A 21,893-nucleotide genomic window follows, 5' to 3' on the forward strand; every position below is an offset into this window, starting at 1 on the left:
CTCAAATGGCGCTCGCCGCTTCCTGCAATGGCGCTTCCTGGCGGCGTAGGCGCGCCATTAGACGCGAGAAGGTCGCCAGCACCCAGCGCCAGAAGAAAAAGAACAGCAATCCGAGCGCGATGCCGCCCGCGACCTTGAGCGGGACGCTTTCGATGCCGAGCCGCTTGCCGACGAGATGGCGGGCGATGCCGTGGACCAGATAGATATAGTAGGTCGCCTGGGCGAGCAGCGCCATGAACTCGGCGATCGGCGACCAGACCGTCACTCGCGGAACGAACATCAGCACCACCGCACCGGCCAGCACATAGAAGGTGGCTGTGTTCACGCCCCTGTCGAACGCCGTGAAGACGAACGCCAGAGCGACCAGCAACAGCTTCTTGCGCGCGGTGTCGGCCGATGCGAGCGCCCAGCCGATCGGGAATGTATAGGCCCACAGATCGAGGCGATGGCCATGCTGGTCGAGTATGTCGGCGGGGAAGATCGCCGTGGTACCGAAACGCGCCACGCCCGCGACACCGATCAGCACAAGAGCGAAGTTCCATGGTTGCTCGACCGCGAACTTCCGAATGGGCTTGATGGCGAACAGGGTGATCATGATCAGGATCAGGTGGAGCAATGCCTGGATAAACCAGGCGTGACCGAAATTTTTGAAGGCGTCGTCCTTGAAGTAGGTATTCACCAGCAGCAACGTCGGCAGCCCGGCATGGGTGTTCGCCGCGAACAGCTCATAAACGAGCATGACGATGTAATAAGGCACGAGGAAGCGGATGAAGAAGTTCACCAGCAAGCCCCAACGCTTGTCCGAGATCATCTGATCGCGCTGGAAGCGGGCAGCGTTGTATCCCGCAGCCATCAGCAGGGTAAGCGCCCCGCCCTTCCACATGATCATGTCGCTGTGCTCGACGGTGTGGCCGAGGATGATCGTGGTCATCGCAATCGGACGGATGAGCATTTCGCTCGCGACGGAGCGAAACTGGCGCTTGCCCGAAACCGGCGGCGCGCTGGCGGCCATCATCTCGATCTGCTCGATCGTGAGCGATTCCCAATGGTCCGGCAGATGGCCGAGGGTGCGCTCGATGGCCATTGAGACTTCGATATAGGCCAGCGAGTCACCGGCCAGCGATCGGAAGCTGTCGTTGGGGCTCACCGCGGCACGATTGAGGGCGCGCGCGAAAACCGCCGCGAGGGCGCTGGCATTGCCGACGGAGCCGCCGAGTTGAACCTGCTCACCCGCTTCGAACGCGGCGCGGCCCGCGGCGCGCACCGCCGGATAATCGACCTTGCCGGAGAGCAGGCGCGGTGTGTCGCCGAGTGCGAAAACGATGCGCGAGCGCAGCGGGATCGTGGTGCGGATGTCGACCACCCGTTCGGCCGCCTCGAGATGCTCTTCGTCGATCACGCCGATCGAAACGAGCGTGTCATCACCGGCGACGACGGCCTCTATGCCGTTTTCCTTCAGCATATGCTCGATCTCGTCGAGACCGACGCGCAGGCCCGCGATCTTGCTGAAGCGCGATGAACGGCCGACCACCTTGAACAGGCCCCCGTCAACCTGCTTCGCGAGATCGCCGGTCTTGAGCTCGGTCAGCTCGGCGCCCTTGGCCAGATCGGCACGCTCGGTCGCATAGCCCATCATGACATTGTCGCCAGTGTAGATCATCTCGCCGGTTTCGCCGGGACCGACCGGCGAGCCATCTTCATTGGCGAGGCGCAAGGTGCCGCCGGGGATTGGAACCCCGATGCAGTCGAAATGACCTTCCATCATCTCGGGCGGCAGATAGGCCATGCGCGCCGTCGCCTCGGTCTGGCCGTACATGGTGTAGAAGCGCGAGCCGCTGTCGCGCGACCATTGGAAATAGGTTTCAATGATCTCGGGGGCGAGCCGCCCGCCGGCCTGGGTCATCGTCCGCAAGCTCTTGTGCGTGCGGTCCCGGAAGCCCGTCGCCTCGAGCAGCTCATAGGTATAGGGCACCCCGGCGATGCTGGTGGAACCGGTCGAATCGAACAGCGCCCAAAGCTCGTTATCGACCACCGAACGATCGGTGAGAACCACGGAGGCGCCGGCCGACAGGTGCGAATTGAGCACCGAGAGGCCATAGGAATAGCTGATAGGGAGCGTCGTAAGCGCGCGATCGTCCGAAGCGATGCGGAGATATTCGACAATCGAAGCCGCATTGGCGTCGATAGCCTTGTGCGAGAGCCGCACCAGCTTGGTGGCGCCAGTGGAGCCCGAAGTGGAAAGCATGATGGCCAGATCGGGGTGAAGCTCGGACGCGCTGCCCTCATGCTCGATGCGCACGCCCCAGCTGTCAATGACGAGATCTGGCTCGAACGCTGCGACGATTCGCTCGCGCGCTGCCTCCGAGCCGATGATCAACGGATGACCGCCACGCAGGCATGCCATGATCGTGACGACCGAAGAAACATTGTTCTTCGCTTCGAGCAGGATCAGCTTGCGCGTCGTGCCGATCTCGGCGGCCAGGGCATCGGCCTGCCGTGCCAAGGAGGCATAGCTGGTGACCGCACCGTCCTCGTCGACGAGCGCAGGCGCGTCACCAAAACGCTCCAGCCGCGTTGCGTAACTTTCCATCTTGATCTCCCCCGACAGACTCGAAACACGGTTCGACCCTGCTGCCTATGTAAAACTAACAAGGAGATAATAATGGTGCAACGCACCATTTGCCTCGAACGACAGGATCCGCCGCAAAAACCGACCGGCAGGCCCCGCCTTCCAGGCTAATCGCCGTGAGAACGCGCTGTCGAACCACGATTCAGCTGCACGCGCTTTTCTGGGGGCTCAGGAAAGACGCTGTTCTCTGGGCTCTCCACTCTATTCACTAGTCATTAACAGGCTGAAATGCCATTTCCGCCCCATGTCTCATCCCATCTCCCGCAGAACCCTTATTGGAGGCGCAGCCATGATCGGCGCGGGCGTCGCACTCCCATCGACATTGGAGGCATTTTCCAAGCGCGAGCCTCTGACGAAGAGCGCGCGCATATTATGGGCCGGCACCAGCAGCGAAGCCGCGCGCTGGTGCGGAACTGGCCCCAAAGGCATGAACGGAGCGCGCGACCGGGGCTATGTCATGATCGCCGGCAAACGGCTCGAGTCGCATGGCCTGACCGTCAACACACAGGGCTATTTCGGCGAGCAGAACAACGATCTCAGCATCGATGCGCTGGTCGGTTATGACAGGCGCCTCCACGGATTGAAGGGTCTGACCGTGAACGGCGCCTATAGCCAGATGGGCGGCTATCCGCTGCGTTTCGCCCCGGATGTCGATGGCGAATATGGCATCCATTTCGAACAGGCCGGAGACACCGTCGTCTTCTATATTTCCCGGCCCTGGCGGGAGCCCTCGCCGAAAAGCCCCGACGGTCGCGAGGCGGCCGATCCGGCGGATCATATCGAATATTCCATCGACGACGGCGAAAGCAAAAGCTTCGCCTTCTCCAACGACAAGGTCCAGCGCGTCGTCGTCTCGGGCCTGCCGCCCGGCCGCCACCGGCTGCGCCTGTCGACACGCGCCGGTGAAAACCGCGGCAGCGTCAACTTTCACGGTGCCGAGTGCTTCCTGTCGACCAATACCGAGATCCGGTTCATGCCGGTGGGTGCGCGTGCCTGGAATACCGGCGACAAATATTGGACCCGGCTCGGCGGCTATAGCGCGATCGCGATGCTGCCGATCATCCAGCCCGATATCGTCATCGCGACGTTCGGCGGTGGTGACGAGGATGAATATGGCCGCTTCGTGCAGCGCTGCGAGACATGGGGCGACGCGGTCGTGGATGCCGGCGCCAGGCCGGTCTTCATCGGCAAGCCCTATCGCAACGCGGCCTATTACGAAGCGATTGCCGCGCTGTCGGAAAAATATCGCACGCCGACCCGCAACATGGGCGTCATCACCGAGGCACAGGCCAAGAAGCGCGGCGAGAAGGCCGCCGACCACGTCCACTTCTACGAACCATGGCATCGCCGCGAGGGTGAAGCGCTGGGCGACTGGCTGTTCGAGACTGCCTTGCCGCAACTCGGCCTGCTCCGCACAGCCTGAGCGCGGCCGCTACCAGCCAAGCGCCTTGATCTTTTCGGCGATGGCCGCGGCGACGACCGCCCGACCCTTGTCGCCCAGATGAACCGGGTCGGTTCGTGTGTAGGGGCTGTAGCCAGCGTGAGCGCTGGCCTCGCCGCCCTTGCCATAACCACGCTGGGTCGCATCGATCCGGGAGCTCGTGGCGGATTGCACCAACAAATACTCCTGGCCGATCCGCATGACAAAATCCGGCCGCACCACCGAGGAGGTTTCGAACGCCGATTGCGACGCATCGATCGGGGACGGCAGGTAAAAGCGTCCACCACCATCGTTCAGTGCGCGCAACGAATAAGGCACGCGATCCTGATCCCGATCGAGCACGTCCACCGGGTTGAGCGGATCAAAGCGACGCAGCAAGGCAGCTTGGACATTCAGGAAGTTCGCACCGTAGCTCTTGGACAGACTTCGGTTCAGGGCAACGCGCGGGCCATAGTTGCTTCCGCCGGATTGCTCACCCGCGAGCTGGCCGTTGATCACCGACAGCACCAGCACCTTGCCCGAACTGTTGCGACCGACCATCTCGGCGATGTCGGCCTTCACCTGCTCGCCCTCGATGTAATTGTTGCGCCCTGCCCATATCACCAGCGGCAGCGACCAGAGTTCCGGGCTGTTGGCATAGCGCTTGGCGATCTGGCTGCTGCTGTCGCCACCGACCCCGCCGTTTAACACGGTCTTGCCGAGCAGCGCCCCCAGCCGGGCCGGGATCGACAAGCCTTCCGGTCCTCCCTCGTTACGGGAGGTCAGGCTGTCGCCCATCATCACGATCTGCGGCGTGGCCGCGGCTGTCATGACCCTCAATTGCGCGTCGGGGGGGACTTCGCGGAACGCGTCTATCCGCTGGATATAGCCGTTCCAGCCATCCTTGCCGTTCACCCCGATCGACATGGCCGTCGCGTTGCTCACCTTGAGCGGAGCGCCGCGCGTGACGACCCCGCCTCCCGCGACGAGTCTGCGACCCGTCGGTTTCCAGGCCAGCAGTGCCTTTGCGCCTTCGCGGAAACGGCCGACGCCTAGCGCGGCGGTCTTGACATGATCCGAATTGTCGTCGGTGCCCGATATTCCGCCGTCGTAGAAATCCATGCCGAGCGCGTTCGCGCCGATCCGCACCAGGCTGGCATAGGGATCTGTCGCCTCGGTCGATTTCGCGGCGACGAGCACGGCGCCGGTGTCGCCGCCAAGGATCGCCGCGAGTGGCCCCGCCGGGACGACCTTGTCCGCGGCACGGCGGCCTTTTGCTGGTATGAACGAGGTTCCCGCCGCGCCCTTCTCAAGCTGGAAAGCTTGTAGCGCGCCGACGACGATGACCCGGACGGTGCCGGCGGCGATCACCCGGAACACCAGCGGCGCGCCCTGCGTGGCGCTGCCCGCCCCGCCCAGCACGGCGGTGCCCGGCGCCACGGTCGCCCGACCGCTGCCATTGACCCACAGTACGTAGAGACCGCCCGCCGTCAGCGTCACCGATTGCGACGCCGGCTTGTCCGGATTCCCGAGGAACTGCTCGCGAGACTCCTCGATCAGCAGGCCCTTGCCCGGCACGATCGCGGGAACGTCCGTTTCGTAAACATGGTAGCCGGCATTGGGTGGTGACGACGGCAGCAGATCGGTCTTGGTCGAAGAACGGCTGAAGCCGAGACCTTCGGCAAAGCCGCCGCTTCCGTAGCTGCCACTCGCAAAGTCGGCGAAGAAGCTGCCCGGACCTTCCGACATGTCCGGCCGGTCCGCAAGCTGCGCCGCAATGGACGGAGCGATCAGCGCCGTGCCGGCGAGGGCGCTCATCCTGATGAACTGTCGGCGATTCATCGCGCAACGCTAGACGGCAGGGTAGTAAATGGCCAGCCCCGAGGCTGCGATCCTCAGCGCCCCACGAGCCCAGGTGCCGGGGCCAAGCATTTGTCCATGAATTTGCCGGGCGCGGTCATCCGGCGCAGCAATGCCTTGCTGGCGAGTGCATGACCTTCGGCGTTGATATGGCCGTTGACCGGATAGAAGATCGTCGCACTAGGCGTCTGCGGCGGGATCTCGGGCAGCATATCGGCGAAGGCGACGCCGTTCCTGGCGGCGATGGCGCGGAGCATCCGCGGCAGCTGCTGGGGATCGAAGCCGGCCTGATGCATGTGCGAGCTGGCCATTGCCGCCTCGGCCCGCTGCGGCACGAACAACAGCGTCACCGGGACCCCGTGCTCCCGCGCCTGGCGCGCCACCTTGGCCATGGCCACGTCAAACGCGTGCAGCGCATCCTGCCAGCGCGGCGGCATCGGCACGCGCATGAAATCGGGGTTGCTGCCCGATCGAAGATAGATCGGAAGATAGGAGCCGTCGTCGCGGAGCAGGAAATAGGACCCCATGTACAGCATCCGCGAGGAGGATATGGCGGCCTTCATGCGCCGTACCGGACTCTTCTTCGCGGTGCGCTCAGCCGGATCGTCGGCGCGAAGATCGGCGGTAAGCTCGAAATCGAAGGGTGAAATCACCACTAGCAGCGCGTCCGGGACCAGCGACAGCGCCTCGGTAGACCGGCGCGCCAGCTTGCGGCTCTGCTCACCGGGCACACCCAGATTCTGGAACTCGACCGGACGGCCGCACCGCTTGCTCAGCGCGCGTGCCGCGCGCGCCGACATGGTATCCTCATAGCGGACGGCGTAGCCCGCGCCGGTGGAGCTGCCGACGACCGCCACGCGCAGGCTGCCGACGGGCTTGAGCCCGCAGCCCTCCGGCGTGCGATAGCCGCAGGCGTTATAGCGATTGGCCGCCCATGGCCCTTCGGATGCCTTCAGATAGGATGTGCAGTTCGCCAGGCCGTGCGCATAGGGATGCAGCGGCGTCTTGGCGATGCAGGCATCCGCGAGCACTGCCGGATAAGCCGTCCGGAACGCCCATTCGGCCGGGACGATCAGGATCAGCATCGTCCCGATGGCAATCAACGGCAGCAACAGGAAATCGCGCTTCAGCACCCTAGAAGTCCTTGTAGACGATACCGGGCGGGCCGGCGTCCATGACGCCCTGCACGACCAGTACGCAGAGCAGCATCACCGACATCCAGGCGGTCCGCACATAGCGCGAGTTGAGGACCGGCCGGTCGCGCCATTCGGGGGCGAGGCTGCGGTCGCGAATCCGCATCAGCACATGCAGTGCGATCGCCGCGACGATCACCAGCGATCCCCATCCGGCGGCGATCGCGACCGGCCCCAGCATGGCGGCGAACCGGCCCAGCTCGGTCCAGTCTGACCAGAACCACAGCAGTGTGAAAGCGACCCAGGTAAAGGTCAGGCCGCGGCAGATGAAGCTGTACCAGCCGCTGTTGCCGAGCGCCGCATAGCCTTTGCGACCGAGGCGCTTCATCATGACGATCCGGTAACCCTGATTCAGCGCGACACCGGCGCCGTTAAGCAGCCCGAAGAATAGGAAATTGGCGGTGCGGCCGTGCCAGGCGCCAATCAGGAAGAAGGTCGCGAACAGGCCGACCGCGCTCATATAGGGCAGAAGATCGGGGTTGCGGACGTGCCGCGCCAGGCTGGTGACCAGCGGCGTATAGACATAGCTTTTCAGCCAGTTCGACAGCGACATGTGCCAGCGATTCCAATAATCGATGAAGCTGGTCGCCGTGAACGGCCGATCGAAATTCTCGGGAAGCTTGATGCGGAAGAAGCGTCCCGCGCCGATCACGAAATCGGTGTACCCGGAAAAGTTGAAATAGAGATAGATCGGGTAGAGCGCCGTCAGGCCCATCACCGTCCCAACGCGATCGAGCATCCCGCTGTCCGGCGTCAGATGATAGGCAAGCCGCTGTTGCACGATGCCGACGAACACCGCGAGCACCATGATCTTGCAGAGCCCGATCAGGATGCGCTCGAGCCCGACGCCGATATCGAGCGGCCCTAGCCCCCAGGCCTCGCTGGTCGTCATGCGGAAATATTCCTCATAACGCTGGATCGGACCCGATGTGACGCTGGTGAAATTGAGCGTGTAGTTCACATAATCCACGATCGTCAGGCGATAGGCGTCCTCCGGATAGCGCGCGTCGATCAACAGGTGCATCACCCGGAAGAAGACATAGGACATGCCCACCAGCAAATAGGGTGAGCCGATGAAGATCGCCGACGGCAGAAAAGTATATTTCTTCAGCCAGAAAAAGCTGAACAGCAGCACCGCGATCGACGCGGCATAGGCGATTGTCGGCACACCCCGGCGCACCATATGGACCAACGCAAATCCGAGACCGAGAAAGCCGACATAGGGGATGAGCTCGGCCGGAGCATGCACGAAGGTCGACAGGAAATAGACGTTCGTCACCAGCAGCACGAACTGCCGCCAGCGCGGCGCGCTCGACAGGTTGAACAGGATGGCCGCGACGAAGACGAGGATCAGAAAGCTGATCGATGGCACGGCCATGGCGGTGCTACGCCGCTGCTACGGCATCGGGGGAAGCAGCGATCCGCATCGGCGGCACTGTGATTTCGGCGGTGGTGGCGAGCGTCCAGCGCGTCACCTCCCCCTCTCCATCCGCCGGCGAGAAGCCGAGCTCCGGATAGTGGTCCCGGACCAGCGCGTTGCGCGGCGTGGGGATATAGTCGCCGATCAGCGTCGCGATGCGGCGCGACCGCGCCTGTTCGATCAGGTGGCGAAGCACCATGCGCTCGACGCCGCGGCCGAGCACGCGGCAGCTCATCAGCCAGCTGTCGATGATCCAGCTACGTTCGACCTGCCGGCAGATGACGACGCTGATCATGCCATTGTCGCCGAACCGGTCCGACAGCCGGACCTGCAGGGTGAAGACCCCGTCCTGCTGTTCGAGCGCCTCGACCTCGCTTTCGGTATAGCGGCGGGTCGTCAGGTTGAACTGGTTCGACTTGTTGATGAGCTGGTAGATTCGTGCGCGATTGATCCGGTCGAACGGTCGGAAATCGATCTCCATGTCGAGCGCGGCGAGATAGTCGCCGACATCGCCTACCGCCTTGCCGAGTGCGGCGCGGCGGGCATTGCCCTGGTAAAAATCGGCGCGGGCGCGATCCTCCTCGGAGACGACGACCGCCTCGAAATAGCCGGCCGCGGCCAATGTGCGGGCGTAAAGCGCTGGATCCTCGGGCAACTCCGGCACCGCGACCTGGGGCAGGAAACGCCGCACCAAGGCCCGTTCGACGGGATTGTCGTCGAGAAACACCATGGCGTCGAGACCCAGCGACAGCTCGTCGGCTATCGCCTTTATGTTCGTTGCCTTGTCGTTCCAGTTCGCCTGGAACACCGCGATATGGTCCTCGCGCAGCAGCATGTCGGGGTGCTCGCGGAACACCTGCCGCGCGACCGCATCGTCGTTCTTCGACGACACCGCAAGCACGACGCCGCGCGCGCGCAGCGACAGGGCAAGCTGCTGGACGCTCAGATAGGCTTCGCCGGTGCCGTCGCCCTGCCCCACCACGATGCCATCGAGACCATCGTCGCCGATCACGCCACCCCACAGCGTATTGTCGAGATCGAGGATCAGCGCCCGGCGGCTCCGGCCGCGAAGCGAGCCCAGCAGGCGGCAGACATGATCGGCGTAGAGCGGCAGATAGGCCGCCGCAAACGGCAGCTTCGCGATGTTCCACTGCGTCGGGCTATGCCATTCGGCGAGACCCACGGTTTCGGCGAGCGCCGCGACGTCGAGCACGGACGAGCTGGCATCGCGCAGCGCGTCCCACAAGCCTTGATTATAGGCGTCCACCGCATGACGCAGCGATCCAGGCGTCGCCCTGTCGATGCTGCCGAACAGCGGCTCCGGGACCGTGGCGAGCGTCTGGAGGATGACATGGGCGCCGCCATGGTCGCGCAGGCCCGCCTGCATCCGGCGGATGATGTCGAGGGACTCGGCGACAAGATCCTGCGCCAGCGCCGGATCGCCAGACGATGCACCCAACGGCAAGCCGCGATGATCGATCGCAACCAGCACCGCATCGCATCGGGCACGGTTGATCCCGGAGCCGGGCGAAAGCGCATCCTGGGCGGCCTGTCCGAACTCCGAGGTCACGCATTCGAGCAGAAAGCCATGGCGGGCTGCCGTGGCGACCAGCGCCGGCACGACAAGATCGAGGGTGCCGTTGCCGATAACACCCAGGCGAAAGGGAATGAGCGGCCTGGTCGAGCGCCCGTCGGCTTGCATTCGGGCAATCAGCTTCGCCAGCCGGTTGAGCTGGACATCATCCAGGGCGTGCGCGGCGAGTGCCTTGATCGCGTCGCCGCAATCCCCCTCCGCGGTCCGCAGCGCTTCGCACTCAGCCCGGAAATCCGCAGGCCGGGGAAGCCACTGCAAATCGCGGAACAGGCCTCTGCTCATGCGGCGGCCTGGTTGAGCTTTCTCTCGATGACGCTGACAAGATCGCCCAACTGCGCGAGCGCAGATACCTGCGCAGCGGAAAGTCGAATGCCGAACGCGGTCTCGACTGCCAGGATCAGCCTTATGTTGGTCAGGCTGTCCCAGCCCTCCACATCTGCTGCTGTGGTGTCGTCTCCGATAACGATGTCGTCATCGTCGAAGATGTCCCGGAAAAGCTCGGTGAGCTTCTCGTAGATTGCACTGCGATCCATTCAAAGGCCCCCTTCGCCTCGATATCTTCAACGACCCCGAATGTCGACTTTGTCACACTGAAAATTCTCGCCAAAGCGCCGACCATGTGGGATGGTCCATCGGAGCTTCTTCAAGAAATCGCAATCAGTGCCAATTAGGCATAGACCGCAATTGGTTACTATATGGTCTGCGACAGGCACGCAGAGCCGCGGGGGCGCAGCATGTTCGACCATCTCATCAAGGGCGGCACTATTGTCGACGGTAGCGGCCGGGCCGGGTTCACCGCAGATATTGCGATCACCGATGGCAAGATCGTGGAGATCGGCCGCATTTCGGGGCCTGCGCGCAGGACGACCAACGCCGATGGGGCCCTCGTCACGCCCGGTTGGGTCGATGTCCACGCCCATTATGACGGCCAGGTCACCTGGGACGATCAGGTGGCGCCGTCCTTCTGGCATGGTGTCTCCACCGTCATCATGGGGAATTGCGGCGTCGGCTTCGCACCGGTGCGTGCCGACAAGCGCGACTGGCTGATCGGACTGATGGAGGGCGTGGAGGATATTCCCGGCACCGCCCTGTCGGATGGCATCCAGTGGGAATGGGAGACATTTCCCGAATATCTCCAGGCGCTGGCGCGACGGTCCTTCGCCATCGATATCGGCGCGCAGATGACACACGGCCCCCTTCGAGCCTATGCGATGGGCGAGCGCGGCGCCCTGAACGAAGCCGCGACCGAAGAGGACATCGCCGCCATGGCGCACATGGTCCGCGAAGGCATGGCGGCCGGCGCGCTCGGCTTTTCGACCTCGCGCACCGTCGTCCACCGCGCGATGGACGGCGAACCCGTGCCGGGCACCTTCGCTGCGGTCGAGGAACTCCGCGCCCTGGCCGCGGCGACCGTCGCGGGTGGGCGCGGGGTCATGGAAGTGGCACCGGCCGGCCTGCTCGGCGAGGATCTGGTCAATCCGGCCAGGGAACTCGCCTGGATGAACGCGATCTCGGCCGAGACCGGCTGTCCGATCACCTTCCTGACAGGTCAGAACCATGTCCAGCCCGACTGGTGGCGCGAGCAGCTCAAGGCCTGCGGCGACGAACGCCGCAACCGGGCGATGGTCGTGCCGCAGATGTTCTGCCGCGCGATCGGCATCATGGTCTGCCTGGAGAGCAAGCTCCATCCCTTCATCAATTCCGCCACATGGCAGGCCCTGCTCGACCGCCCCTTCGCCGACAGGGTGCGCGCGCTGCAGGCCGACACCGGCCTCCGCCAGCAGATGGCCAGCGAGGGTGTCGACGACATCCTCGGCGGCGTCACCGGCTTCAGCCAGTGGAAGGGCATCTACCCGTTCGGCGACGGCGATCACGAACCCGAAAAGACCAACAGCATCCTCGCCATCGCCAAGCGCGAAGGCCGCCCCCCGCGCGAGATCGCCCTCGAGACGATGCTCGCCGGCGGCGGAACCGGATTCCTCCATCGCCCGGTGATGGGCTATGCGAATGGCAATCTCGATCCGACCTATGAGATGCTGAAGAGCCCGCTCACCGTCCCCGGCGGCGGCGACGGCGGTGCCCATGTCGCGACGATCTGCGACGCCGGCGCGCCGACATTCATGCTGTCCTACTGGGCCCGCGACCGCGTCCGTGGCCCGCGCCTGCCGCTCGAACATATTGTCCGCAAACAAACCCACGACGCCGCCCTGCTCTACGGCCTCGAAGACCGCGGCCGCCTCGCCCCCGGCCTGCGCGCCGACATCAACATCATCGACTTCGAAGCTTTGACCCCCGGCCGCCTCCATATGGTCCACGACCTCCCGACCGGCGCGCCGCGGCTGATGCAGAAGGCGGTGGGCTATGTGGCGACGATGGTTGCGGGCGAGGTGGTGACAAGCACGGGCGAGGATACCGGCGCGCGGCCGGGCAAGCTGGTCGGCAGTTACGGAGATTGAAGCCGCCCTCGATCGCCACGGTTGTCGCGATCGTTGCCAGACGCGGACGTCAACTTTGCTCCGCCAGAAAACCCGTCGCCATGAGCCGGAACGCCTCGATCGCCTTCGGCAGGATTGATTGCGGCTCGTCGCTGGCCGCCACCCACAGCGCTGCATTCAATGCCGCGCCGCTCAGAAGGCGGGCCGCAGCCTCGACGTCGACAGGCTTCATGACAGCTTCGGAAACCAGCTTTGCCACCGCTTGCTTCGTCAGCTGCAGACAGGCGTTCTGGCTTGGCCACCGGGAGGGATCGCCGAGGAACGCAGGTCCGTCCAGCAGCACGATCCGTTGCACTTCGGGGTCCAGCGCCAGCTCGATATAAGCCACGCCTTCGGCCAGCAGCCCCTCCCACTCGTTTTCCGCGCCCGCGCCGGCCTGTTGTGCGCGCGCGGCCATCTCACCGTCGACCTCTGCCACGACGGCACCGAGCAGTCCCTTCTTGTCGCCGAAATTATGATAGAGCGCGCCGCGGGTGAGCCCGGCATCCGCGGTCAGTTCATCCATCGAGGACGCTGCAAAACCGTTCGCAGCAAACGCTTTTCGCGCAGCCGCGATCAGCTTGACGCGGTTTTCCTCCATCGTTTCAACACGCCGCCTCGCAGCCACAATAAACCTCCGCTCAGATACGCTTCGTATTTGAATTGACATACACATCGTATTCGTACTACATACGGTGCGTATATCAACCTGCATCGCTCTCTCTTTGAACAGCCCGCGCGCGCTTTCTGCGCGTAGGGGCAACAGACATGAAAGGAATTCGAATATGGCTCAGCGTGAAGCCGTCTTTCCCGCAAACCGTCATGCCCTCTACGAAGCGCATGGCTATTCGGCTGCTATCCGATCCGACAATCTGCTGTTCGTGTCGGGACAGGTCGGCAGCCGCGATGATGGCTCACCGGAACCGGACTTCGCGGATCAGGTTCGGTTGGCCTTCTCCAATCTGCAATCGACGCTTGTCGCGGCAGGGTGCGGCTTTGATGACATCGTCGATGTAACGACCTTCCATACCGATCCTGAGAAGCAGTTCGAAACCGTCATGGCCGTGAAGAGCGAGATCTTCCAACGGGCTCCATATCCAAACTGGACGGCGATCGGGGTCAATTGGCTTGCCGGCTTTGATTTCGAGATCAAGGTGATCGCCCGCATTCCCGGCAAGATATAGGCCGGCCTGGCGGGTCCCCATCTGCGCACCACCTGCTCACCGCCATTCACATCCAAATTGGATGGAACCAGTGCTGACGTCGGACATCTCCCGCTGCTACCAGCAGCGGGATGGGGGACAATGAGCATGATCGCCTCGCAACGATCGTTGGCGAAGTTCTAGACGCCGGGCGACTGGAGCTAGGTACGACGTACACCTCTTCACCAGCCATATGCGAGGCGCTGATAACAATCCTCGCGATGTCCATCGAGGCCAATGGCCACAACCGGGATGAGGACATCCGCACCGCCGCTCGGCATATGGCTCATAACCTGAGAGAAGACATTTTGGCGTTCGTGCTGGATTGCGACAAGGAACTATTCGCCTAGCCACCGAGCGTGGAAGTTCGCCAACGGATAGGAGGAGGACCCAATTGCCGTCCATTCCTGAGCCCTACGGTATATGTATAAGCGGACGATCGAACTAGGTGTTTGGTCCCAGCATGTGATGGTGTAAATTTATCACCGTCGCAGAGGAGGGGCTTATGGGCGTGCTTCAGTGGCTTCACGGTCAGATCATTGTGGCCAGAAGCATGGGGCTAATGCCTCTGATCCTTGCCTTTGTCGCTGCTGCTGTTCTGGCCATCGCTATCGGCCAGTTGGATCGCGATAGGCAGCGCAAAAGGAGGTCGCCGGTAATCGCCGTCATCACCGGATTTGGCGTGCAGGAAAGTCGGTGGCATCCGGGTCCAATTGTCGTGGCCGAAGACGTAGACGGGATTACCGGTAGCGCGCTCGTTCAACCGGGACAAATCGCTGGATGCCGCGTCGGTGACAAAATCAGGGCCGAACGCGATGGGATGGCCTTGTACCCTCGCCCGGCTCCGTGCCCCATCCAACTCCACCCCAGCTTACTTCAATCCAAAATCGGCCGATAGTCGAGCTAAGCTGAAGCAGTGTCCGTTCTAGCCCGCGCAGGTCGAAAGCGGACAGTCGAACCACCCATCCCGGCCATACTCATTCCAGATCGGCTCGAATGGACCGCTACCGAGCGAAGTCGCTTTGCAGGGTCGACTATCGGGCCGTCCGAAACAGCCGACATCAAGTGGCCGGGATCAAAGACCTTATCGCCCGACCTGAGGCATCGAAATTGCTGTCGTCGAGCCATGCTTCAAATCGTGCCCGCCGTTCCGGCCATTCCTGCTCAAGCATGGCGAACCAGGCCGTATTGCGGCGACGGCCTTTGACAATCTCGGCTTCCCTCCATGTACCTTCATAGACAAATCCGAACCGCTGAGCGGCCCGCATGGAGGCCGCATTCAATGCATTGCAGCGCCATACGACGCGGTGGTAGCCGAGCGCGAAGGCGTGCCAGAGCATCAAGAATATGGCTTCCGTTGCCGCCCGTGTGCGCTGCAGACGAGGCGAAAACCAGATGCTCCCGATCTCGATAGACGCATTGGCTGGAACGATGTCGCAGAAGGACGCCCACCCCTCCGCTCTACCGCTTGAAGCAGGGATCACCGCAAAGAAGGGCTGGTACGGCAATCCGACGATTTGTTCGAGATGCGCGCCGAACGCCTCTTCGCACGGAAACGGGCCATATCGCAGATACGTCCAGGACATATCGGCTGTTTGAGCTGCATCCCAAAGCTCAGCCGCGTGGGCCAATGACAGGGGTTCTAGGGACACGGACTCGCCCATGTAGCATTCCAGCGTGGGACTCTTTCTCACCGCGTCCGGCACGATTGGACCCAGCGGCCGCTCCGTCACACTGTTGGACATGCGGAGATCATGCCGCGCATCGGTTATTTGATCAACTGACCTTAGCCCCGCTGAATGCATGGGCCGCAACCAATGACCGCTCCACCCTCCATCATCGCCATTCCCGTCCAGCCCGCACGGAATGGCGGGTGCCGACCCCTGTTGGACTCTTATGGCGATCTGGCCCTCTCCGGGCGCTGTCGTTACACTCGGGGCTACAGCTGGCGACCCAGGCTAATGCGATCCTCAACCGAATACCCGAGGCTTTCATAGAACCGCACCATGGCCTCGTTTGTCGTCCTGACCTGAAGATTTACCTTACCGCAGCCGAGAGCATGCAACGCCTCTTCAGCCTGCCGAACAAGGGCGGTTCCAAAGCCACTGCGCCTGTTCTCCTTGCGGACCGCAACTGAGTAGAGCCAGCCTCGATGCCCGTCGTACCCAGCCATAATGGACCCGATAACATCGGTACCATCTACCCCTACAAAGAGAAGGTCAGGCTGGAACGCAAGTTTGGCCGGAACGGCGCTTTCGGCTCGGTTCCACGGCGGATCATTCGGAAACACCTCGTTCCACAAGGCCTTAACCCCATCGAAATCGGATGCTTGGTATCGCCTGATCTCCATTAGACTTTCCTTTCTAGCGTCGCTGCGCGGCGATTCACCGACAACTGCCGCCCATAGGGGACCGTCGCAAGGCCACCTCATGTCGCCGCTCGCCTCTCGCACGGCGCGTGTGACGAACGGATCGCCCGTTCGTGCTCGACGCCCGAAGCCATGCAGGCCTGCTTTGAGAGCCGAGGTGCCGCTTACGTAGTGGAACCTTGATGGGCCTATCCGGATTGTGTTCCGTATTTGTTCTTGCATATCCGCGCACCATCTGCTAGCAATCCGCCCCTGCACGCCAAGGCTTGCGCGCGATGGAAACAGGCCGGAATTGCCCTCGTCATCGCATAGCCGCGCCGGCTCGAATGCGTCCGCACCGAAAGGGCCCGATGAAAGATATGACCAAGCCCCCCAACCCTGAGACTGAGGGCGGCACCGACGCCACCGACCCCATGGCGTTGATGCGCGAGATGCTGAGAAAGCGGGCGGTCTCGCTCGATGCGCTCTTTGCCGAATTGGCGGGGCGTGCGGCGGAGAATTACACCAGATGGCCGCGCGCCGGAGAGCGCTATGCACGGCTTGCCTTGCAGGCGCAGGCGAATTGCCGGGCGGCGCTGGAGGCGATGGCGAAAGCCGATCGGGAACGGACGTGAGCGAAAAAATAAAAAAACGGGCGGACAACCCCATGCAACGGGAAATCCCGGCCCCCAAATGCCTGACAGACGCGCCGCGCTGCGGAGCGCGGACACGCACCGGAGCGCCCTGCCGGTCGCCGGCGGTGCGGGGCAGCGGGCGGTGCCGGATGCACGGCGGCAAGGGCAGCGGCGCGCCACGGGACAATCGCAACGCCTGGAAGCACGGCGCCCGCTCCGCCGCGACCGCGGCGATCGCCCGCTATCTGCGCGCGACGCGGCCCGGCGGCGGGTCCTGATGATCCGGCAGCCGGTTGCCAGCAAGCCTATCGCCTGTCGCACTCGTCGCCCCGGACCTGATCCGGGATCTCACTTCCTTCTTCCTCGCTCACCAACACACCGGCCGGCCGAACGCAGCAAGGTCCCGGATCAAGTCCGGGACGAGGTTTGCTGGAGGAGAGCGCCCTGCCCTCCCGGGGGCCCCTTAGTGCGCCATCGCCTTGACGATTTCCTCGACCATCTTCTTGGCGTCGCCGAGCAGCATCATGGTGTTGTCCATGTAGAAGACATCGTTGTCGACGCCGGCATAGCCGACACCGCCCATCGAGCGCTTCAGGAACAGCACGGTCTTGGCCTTCTCGACGTCGAGGATCGGCATGCCGTAGATCGGCGAGCTCTTGTCGGTCTTGGCCGCCGGGTTGGTGACGTCGTTGGCGCCGATCACGAAGGCGACGTCGGTCTGCGCGAATTCCGAGTTGATGTCCTCGAGCTCGAACACATCGTCATAGGGCACGTTCGCCTCGGCGAGCAGCACGTTCATATGGCCGGGCATGCGGCCCGCGACCGGATGGATCGCATATTTGACGCGCACGCCCTCGGCCTTGAGAAGGTCGCCCATCTCGCGCAGCGTGTGCTGCGCCTGGCTGACCGCCATGCCGTAGCCGGGCACGATGATCACCTGCTCGGCCTGGCTGAGCAGGAAGGCCGCATCCTCCGCCGAGCCACGCTTCCACGGCCGATCGGTCTTCGCCGCGCCGCCGGCCGCCGCCGTATCGCCGCCACCGAAGCCACCGGCGATCACGCTGATGAAGCTGCGGTTCATCGCCTTGCACATGATGTAGCTGAGGATCGCGCCAGACGAGCCGACCAGCGCGCCGGTGATGATCATCGCGGTGTTGTGGAGCGTGAAACCCATCGCCGCCGCGGCCCAGCCCGAATAGCTGTTGAGCATCGAGACGACCACCGGCATGTCGGCGCCGCCGATCGGGATGATCAGCAGGAAGCCGATCACGAAGCTCAGCGCGGTGACCGTGAAGAACACCCAATGGGCGTCGTCGGTGACGAAATAGGCGATCAAGCCGAGGATCGCGGCCAATGTGCCGAGATTGATGACATGCCGGCCCGGCAGCATGATCGGCGCGCCGGACATGTTGCCGTTGAGCTTGAGAAAGGCGATCACCGATCCCGAGAAGGTGATCGCGCCGATCGCGACGCCGAGGCCCATCTCGATCCGGCTGACATCATGGATGTGGCCGGTCGCCGCGTCGAGGATGCCGAACGCGTCGGGGTTGAGGAACGCCGCCACCGCGACCAGCACCGCGGCCATGCCGACCAGCGAGTGGAAGGCGGCGACGAGCTGCGGCATGTCGGTCATCGCGATCCGCCGTGCGGTCACGAAGCCGATGCCGCCGCCGATGGCGATGGCGATGGCGATCTCGACCAGGCCGGTGCCGTGCAGCACCAGCGTCGTCGCGACCGCGATCAGCATGCCGATCATGCCGAAGCGGTTGCCCCGGCGCGAACTTGTCGGGCTCGACAGGCCGCGCAGCGCCAGGATGAAGAGGACGCCCGAGATCAGGTAGGCGAGCGAAGCCCAGGCGGGCGTTTCGGCGAGTTCATGCATGTCTATACCCCTGCCCGCGCCTTAGCCCTTGCGCTCTTTTTTCTTGTACATGGCGAGCATCCGCTCGGTGACCGCGAAGCCGCCGAAGATGTTGACGCTGGCGAAAACCACCGCGAGCAAGCCCAGATATTTGGCGGTCGCACTGCCCGCCGCCGCGCTGGCGATCAGCGCACCGACGATGATGACCGACGAAATCGCGTTCGTCACCGCCATCAGCGGCGTATGCAGCGCCGGCGTCACCGACCAGACGACATAATAGCCCACGAAGCAGGCCATGACGAAGATCGACAGGATCGAGATGAAGTCCATGATGTGCCCCTATTCCTGTTGATCAGCCGAGCAGGCGTTCGTTGACGACCTTGCCGCCCTGCGTCAGCCTGACGGCGTTGCCGATCTCCTCGTCGAGAACCGGCCTGCCGGCCTCCTTGTCCCAGAAGGCGCTGAGGAAGTTGAACAGGTTGCGCGAATAGAGCGCCGAGGCGTCGGCCGCGAGCGTCCCCGCCATGTTCTTCGCGCCGATGATCTTGACGCCGTGCCGTACCACCGTCTGGCCGGCCACGCAGCCCTCGACATTGCCGCCGCTCTCGGCGGCGAGATCGACGATGACCGAGCCTGCCCGCATCGTCGCGACTTGCGCGTCGGTGATCAGCCGCGGCGCCGGGCGCCCCGGGATCAGCGCGGTGGTGATCACGATATCCTGCTTGGCGATGTGGCTGGACACCAGTTCGGCCTGCGCCTTCTGATATTCCTCCGACATCTCCGTCGCATAACCGCCCGAACCTTCGCCCTCGATACCCTTCACGGCTTCGACGAAGATCGGCTTGGCGCCCAGCGACTGGATCTGTTCCCTAGTGGCCGAGCGGACGTCGGTCGCCGACACCTGCGCGCCGAGACGGCGGGCGGTGGCGATCGCCTGGAGCCCGGCGACGCCGACGCCCATGATGAAGGCGCGCGCAGCCGAGACCGTGCCCGCCGCCGTCATCATCATCGGGAAGGCGCGGCCATATTCCGAGGCGGCCAGCACAACCGCCTTGTAGCCGGCGAGGTTGGACTGCGACGACAAGATATCCATCGACTGCGCACGGGTGATACGCGGCATGAACTCCATCGCCAGCGCCTCGAAACCCTTGGCGGCATAAGCATCGATGCGGGCGCGTTCTGCGAAGGGATTGAGGCCGGCCACGATCCACGCGCCGGGCTTCGCTCCGCCCACCGATTCCGGATCGGGGCCCTGCACGCCGAACAAAATGTCCGCATCCTGCAGCGTTGCCGCCCGGTCGCCCAGCTTCGCACCGGCCGCCTCATAGTCGGCGTCCGAGATCGAGGCTGCCTCGCCGGCACCTCGCTCGACCGCCATCTCGGCACCCAGCGCAATGAATTTCTTTACGGTTTCCGGCGTGGCGGAGACACGGCTCTCGTCGGCCGACACCTCCTTCAGCACTGCGATCTTCAACGGATCAACCCTTGGGGGCGATAAGGAAAATCACCAAAAGGCCGGTGATCGCGCTGGCGATCGTGCCGACCTTCAACAGGGTCAGAAAGCCGCCATAGGTCTGATTGTGAGCCTTGTAATCCATCGGCGCGCCATGATCGTCAGACATGTTTCTTCCCCGGGAACTGGTTGTCGATTTCGGCGCCCTTCTAAACAGAGGCATAGACTGTCTCAAGGCCTAATAGGCGCCGCCGCACCGCAATCGCCCGCGCTTTGCTTTTCCTTAGCTTTTCAACGCTAACAAGAGTGCGGAAGGGAAGAATGCATGGCTCGCGACTGCCCGCCAGGGCTTTTGCTGATCGATAGCGAACCTGCCCAGGCGGGTTTGATGACCACCATCGCACAGCGTGCCGGGTGGCGGGTGCTCCGCGCGCCCGATGTCGGCGCGGCCATCGATCTCGTGCGCCGCAGCGACTTGCGCCTGGATGCCGCGCTGATCGATCTCTGGGCGGCGGACGAGCAGGCCGTCCTCTCCATAGCTCAACTGAAGAGCCGCTTTGCCAATCTGCCGATCGTCGTCGTCACGGCACAGGATTCGGTCGATCTCGCGGTTGCGGCGATGCGCGCCGGCGCGCGAGACGTGATCATCAAGCCGATCGCCGGGATGCGCTTGCTCGCGGCACTGGACAATGCCGTCGCCACGCCCGGCCCCGTCGGCGAGCTGCGACCGCTTGCCGAAAAATGGGCGGAAGCACCTGATTCCGTGGAAATCATTGGTTCTACACCGACCTTCCGCAAGGCGGTCGACACCGCGATGCGGGCCGCGGCCACGCCAGCGTCGATCCTGATCGAAGGCGAAAGCGGCGTCGGCAAGGAAGTGCTGGCACAGGCGATCCACCGCGCCTCGCCGCGCGGCGCGGCACCGCTGATCACCGTCAATTGCGGTGCYATCCCCGMCAATCTSGTCGAGTCCGAGCTGTTCGGCCATGAGCGCGGGGCCTTCACCGGAGCCTTCGAGCGGCGGCTCGGCATGTTCGCCAATGCCGACGGCGGCACCATCTTCCTCGACGAGATCGGCGACCTGCCGGCCGAGGCGCAAGCCAAGCTGCTCCGTGTGCTCCAGTCTGGCGAGATCCGGCCGATCGGCGCAACTTCGACTCGACAGGTCTCGGTGCGGGTGATCGCTGCGACCAACCGGCGCCTGTCCGACGATGTCGCGCGGGGCCGTTTCCGCGAAGACCTTTTCTACAGGCTGGCGGTGGTACCGGTCACGCTGCCGCCCTTGCGCGAGCGCACCGGAGACATCAGGCCCCTCACCGAACATCTGCTCGGCCGGATCGCACGCCAACTCGGCTTGACGCAGCTCATGGCGGACGACAGCGCGGTGGCGCTGCTCGAAGGCTATGACTGGCCCGGCAATGTTCGCCAGCTTCACAATGTGCTGTTCCGCGCCGCGATATTCTGCCGCAACGGCCGGCTGTCTGCCGCCGATTTCTCGCATGTCGCGCACGCCCATGCCCAGGCGCCGGCCAATGACGACACGCCCTCGCCGCCCCCGACGGCCAGTGCCCATGCAATCCGCAGCCTCGCGCTATTCGGCCCCGACGGCCATGTTCGCCCGATGGAGGCGATCGAGGCCGACCTGATCCGCCTTGCCATCGGCCATTATCGCGGCCGCATGACGGAAGTCGCGCGTCGCCTGCAGATCGGCCGCTCCACCCTGTATCGCAAGCTCGGCGAGCTGGGGATCGAGCAGACCGGCTAAGCGGCGGACGTCCGCGCCGCTCGCCACATGGCTTGCGCCG

General features: G+C 63.8%; 21 protein-coding genes. 7 read left to right on the forward strand and 14 right to left on the reverse strand.

What is annotated here, in order from left to right:
- Position 1 precedes the first annotated feature (1 nt).
- Positions 2 to 2,590, reverse strand: coding sequence for an AMP-binding protein (locus AC1DPF_RS08805; RefSeq protein ID WP_477960779.1), 2,589 nt, complete (start codon positions 2,588 to 2,590; stop codon positions 2 to 4).
- Between the two features lie 328 nt (positions 2,591 to 2,918).
- On the opposite strand from AC1DPF_RS08805, the gene AC1DPF_RS08810 reads away from it, so the two are divergent.
- A complete protein-coding gene (locus AC1DPF_RS08810; protein ID WP_477960781.1) occupies positions 2,919 to 4,052 on the forward strand; it encodes a hypothetical protein in 1,134 nt (377 codons plus the stop codon).
- 9 nt (positions 4,053 to 4,061) lie between these two features.
- Here AC1DPF_RS08810 and AC1DPF_RS08815 read toward each other — a convergent pair whose 3' ends face one another.
- The 5 genes from AC1DPF_RS08815 to AC1DPF_RS08835 are packed head-to-tail and all read right to left on the reverse strand — an operon-like array spanning position 4,062 to position 10,649.
- On the reverse strand, positions 4,062 to 5,891 hold the full coding sequence (locus tag AC1DPF_RS08815) for an SGNH/GDSL hydrolase family protein (protein WP_477960783.1): 1,830 nt from the start codon (positions 5,889 to 5,891) through the stop codon (positions 4,062 to 4,064).
- A 53-nt stretch (positions 5,892 to 5,944) separates the two neighbouring features.
- Positions 5,945 to 7,042, reverse strand: coding sequence for an SGNH/GDSL hydrolase family protein (locus AC1DPF_RS08820; RefSeq protein WP_477960785.1), 1,098 nt, complete (start codon positions 7,040 to 7,042; stop codon positions 5,945 to 5,947).
- A gap of 1 nt (position 7,043) precedes the next feature.
- The gene (locus AC1DPF_RS08825) at positions 7,044 to 8,480 is read right to left on the reverse strand and encodes an MBOAT family O-acyltransferase (RefSeq protein ID WP_477960787.1); all 1,437 of its coding nucleotides are present in this window, start codon (positions 8,478 to 8,480) and stop codon (positions 7,044 to 7,046) included.
- A gap of 7 nt (positions 8,481 to 8,487) precedes the next feature.
- Positions 8,488 to 10,398: an HAD-IIIC family phosphatase gene (locus AC1DPF_RS08830; RefSeq protein ID WP_477960789.1), complete on the reverse strand. Its 1,911-nt coding sequence runs from the start codon at positions 10,396 to 10,398 to the stop codon at positions 8,488 to 8,490.
- Complete coding sequence (locus tag AC1DPF_RS08835; RefSeq protein WP_477866818.1) at positions 10,395 to 10,649, reverse strand: acyl carrier protein; 255 nt, start codon at positions 10,647 to 10,649, stop codon at positions 10,395 to 10,397. Before AC1DPF_RS08835 ends, AC1DPF_RS08830 begins: the two co-directional genes overlap by 4 nt.
- 201 nt (positions 10,650 to 10,850) lie before the next feature.
- Here AC1DPF_RS08835 and AC1DPF_RS08840 point away from each other — a divergent pair, with 201 nt between their 5' ends.
- Complete coding sequence (locus AC1DPF_RS08840; protein WP_477960791.1) at positions 10,851 to 12,572, forward strand: N-acyl-D-amino-acid deacylase family protein; 1,722 nt, start codon at positions 10,851 to 10,853, stop codon at positions 12,570 to 12,572.
- 49 nt (positions 12,573 to 12,621) lie between these two features.
- Here the strand turns inward: AC1DPF_RS08840 and AC1DPF_RS08845 are convergent, their stop codons facing one another.
- Positions 12,622 to 13,191, reverse strand: coding sequence for a TetR/AcrR family transcriptional regulator (locus AC1DPF_RS08845; RefSeq protein ID WP_477866822.1), 570 nt, complete (start codon positions 13,189 to 13,191; stop codon positions 12,622 to 12,624).
- A gap of 184 nt (positions 13,192 to 13,375) precedes the next feature.
- Here AC1DPF_RS08845 and AC1DPF_RS08850 point away from each other — a divergent pair, with 184 nt between their 5' ends.
- On the forward strand, positions 13,376 to 13,774 hold the full coding sequence (locus tag AC1DPF_RS08850) for a RidA family protein (RefSeq protein ID WP_477960793.1): 399 nt from the start codon (positions 13,376 to 13,378) through the stop codon (positions 13,772 to 13,774).
- Between the two features lie 110 nt (positions 13,775 to 13,884).
- On the forward strand, positions 13,885 to 14,142 hold the full coding sequence (locus tag AC1DPF_RS08855; RefSeq protein ID WP_477866826.1) for a hypothetical protein: 258 nt from the start codon (positions 13,885 to 13,887) through the stop codon (positions 14,140 to 14,142).
- Between the two features lie 209 nt (positions 14,143 to 14,351).
- On the opposite strand, the gene AC1DPF_RS08860 is transcribed toward AC1DPF_RS08855, so the two are convergent.
- From AC1DPF_RS08860 to AC1DPF_RS08870, 3 genes are all read right to left on the reverse strand, one after another.
- Positions 14,352 to 14,657, reverse strand: a complete 306-nt coding sequence (locus AC1DPF_RS08860) for a hypothetical protein (protein WP_477960795.1) — start codon at positions 14,655 to 14,657, stop codon at positions 14,352 to 14,354.
- A 196-nt stretch (positions 14,658 to 14,853) separates the two neighbouring features.
- Positions 14,854 to 15,537: a GNAT family N-acetyltransferase gene (locus AC1DPF_RS08865; protein WP_477960797.1), complete on the reverse strand. Its 684-nt coding sequence runs from the start codon at positions 15,535 to 15,537 to the stop codon at positions 14,854 to 14,856.
- A gap of 194 nt (positions 15,538 to 15,731) precedes the next feature.
- Positions 15,732 to 16,142, reverse strand: a complete 411-nt coding sequence (locus AC1DPF_RS08870; protein WP_477960799.1) for a GNAT family acetyltransferase — start codon at positions 16,140 to 16,142, stop codon at positions 15,732 to 15,734.
- Positions 16,143 to 16,519: 377 nt separating this feature from the next.
- Between AC1DPF_RS08870 and AC1DPF_RS08875 the strand changes: the two genes are divergently transcribed.
- Both AC1DPF_RS08875 and AC1DPF_RS08880 read left to right on the forward strand, forming a co-directional pair.
- Positions 16,520 to 16,774, forward strand: a complete 255-nt coding sequence (locus AC1DPF_RS08875) for a hypothetical protein (RefSeq protein ID WP_477960801.1) — start codon at positions 16,520 to 16,522, stop codon at positions 16,772 to 16,774.
- Between the two features lie 32 nt (positions 16,775 to 16,806).
- Complete coding sequence (locus tag AC1DPF_RS08880) at positions 16,807 to 17,052, forward strand: HGGxSTG domain-containing protein (RefSeq protein WP_477960802.1); 246 nt, start codon at positions 16,807 to 16,809, stop codon at positions 17,050 to 17,052.
- A gap of 185 nt (positions 17,053 to 17,237) precedes the next feature.
- Here the strand turns inward: AC1DPF_RS08880 and AC1DPF_RS08885 are convergent, their stop codons facing one another.
- Genes AC1DPF_RS08885 through AC1DPF_RS08900 form a run of 4 tightly spaced genes read right to left on the reverse strand, consistent with a single transcriptional unit; the run spans position 17,238 to position 20,257 of the window.
- On the reverse strand, positions 17,238 to 18,656 hold the full coding sequence (locus tag AC1DPF_RS08885) for an NAD(P)(+) transhydrogenase (Re/Si-specific) subunit beta (RefSeq protein WP_477960804.1): 1,419 nt from the start codon (positions 18,654 to 18,656) through the stop codon (positions 17,238 to 17,240).
- A 21-nt stretch (positions 18,657 to 18,677) separates the two neighbouring features.
- Entirely contained in the window at positions 18,678 to 18,965 is a 288-nt protein-coding gene (locus tag AC1DPF_RS08890) for an NAD(P) transhydrogenase subunit alpha part 2 (RefSeq protein ID WP_477866834.1), read from the reverse strand.
- 22 nt (positions 18,966 to 18,987) lie between these two features.
- Positions 18,988 to 20,109: an NAD(P) transhydrogenase subunit alpha gene (locus AC1DPF_RS08895; RefSeq protein ID WP_477866836.1), complete on the reverse strand. Its 1,122-nt coding sequence runs from the start codon at positions 20,107 to 20,109 to the stop codon at positions 18,988 to 18,990.
- A gap of 4 nt (positions 20,110 to 20,113) precedes the next feature.
- Positions 20,114 to 20,257, reverse strand: coding sequence for an aa3-type cytochrome c oxidase subunit IV (locus AC1DPF_RS08900; protein ID WP_477866838.1), 144 nt, complete (start codon positions 20,255 to 20,257; stop codon positions 20,114 to 20,116).
- 156 nt (positions 20,258 to 20,413) lie between these two features.
- Between AC1DPF_RS08900 and AC1DPF_RS08905 the strand changes: the two genes are divergently transcribed.
- Positions 20,414 to 21,853 carry a sigma-54-dependent transcriptional regulator gene (locus AC1DPF_RS08905; protein ID WP_477960806.1) on the forward strand — a complete coding sequence of 480 codons (1,440 nt, stop codon included), beginning with the start codon at positions 20,414 to 20,416 and terminating at the stop codon, positions 21,851 to 21,853.
- The last annotated feature ends 40 nt before the right edge of the window (positions 21,854 to 21,893 follow it).

The organism is Rhizorhabdus sp. P4_G6 (assembly GCF_056401045.1).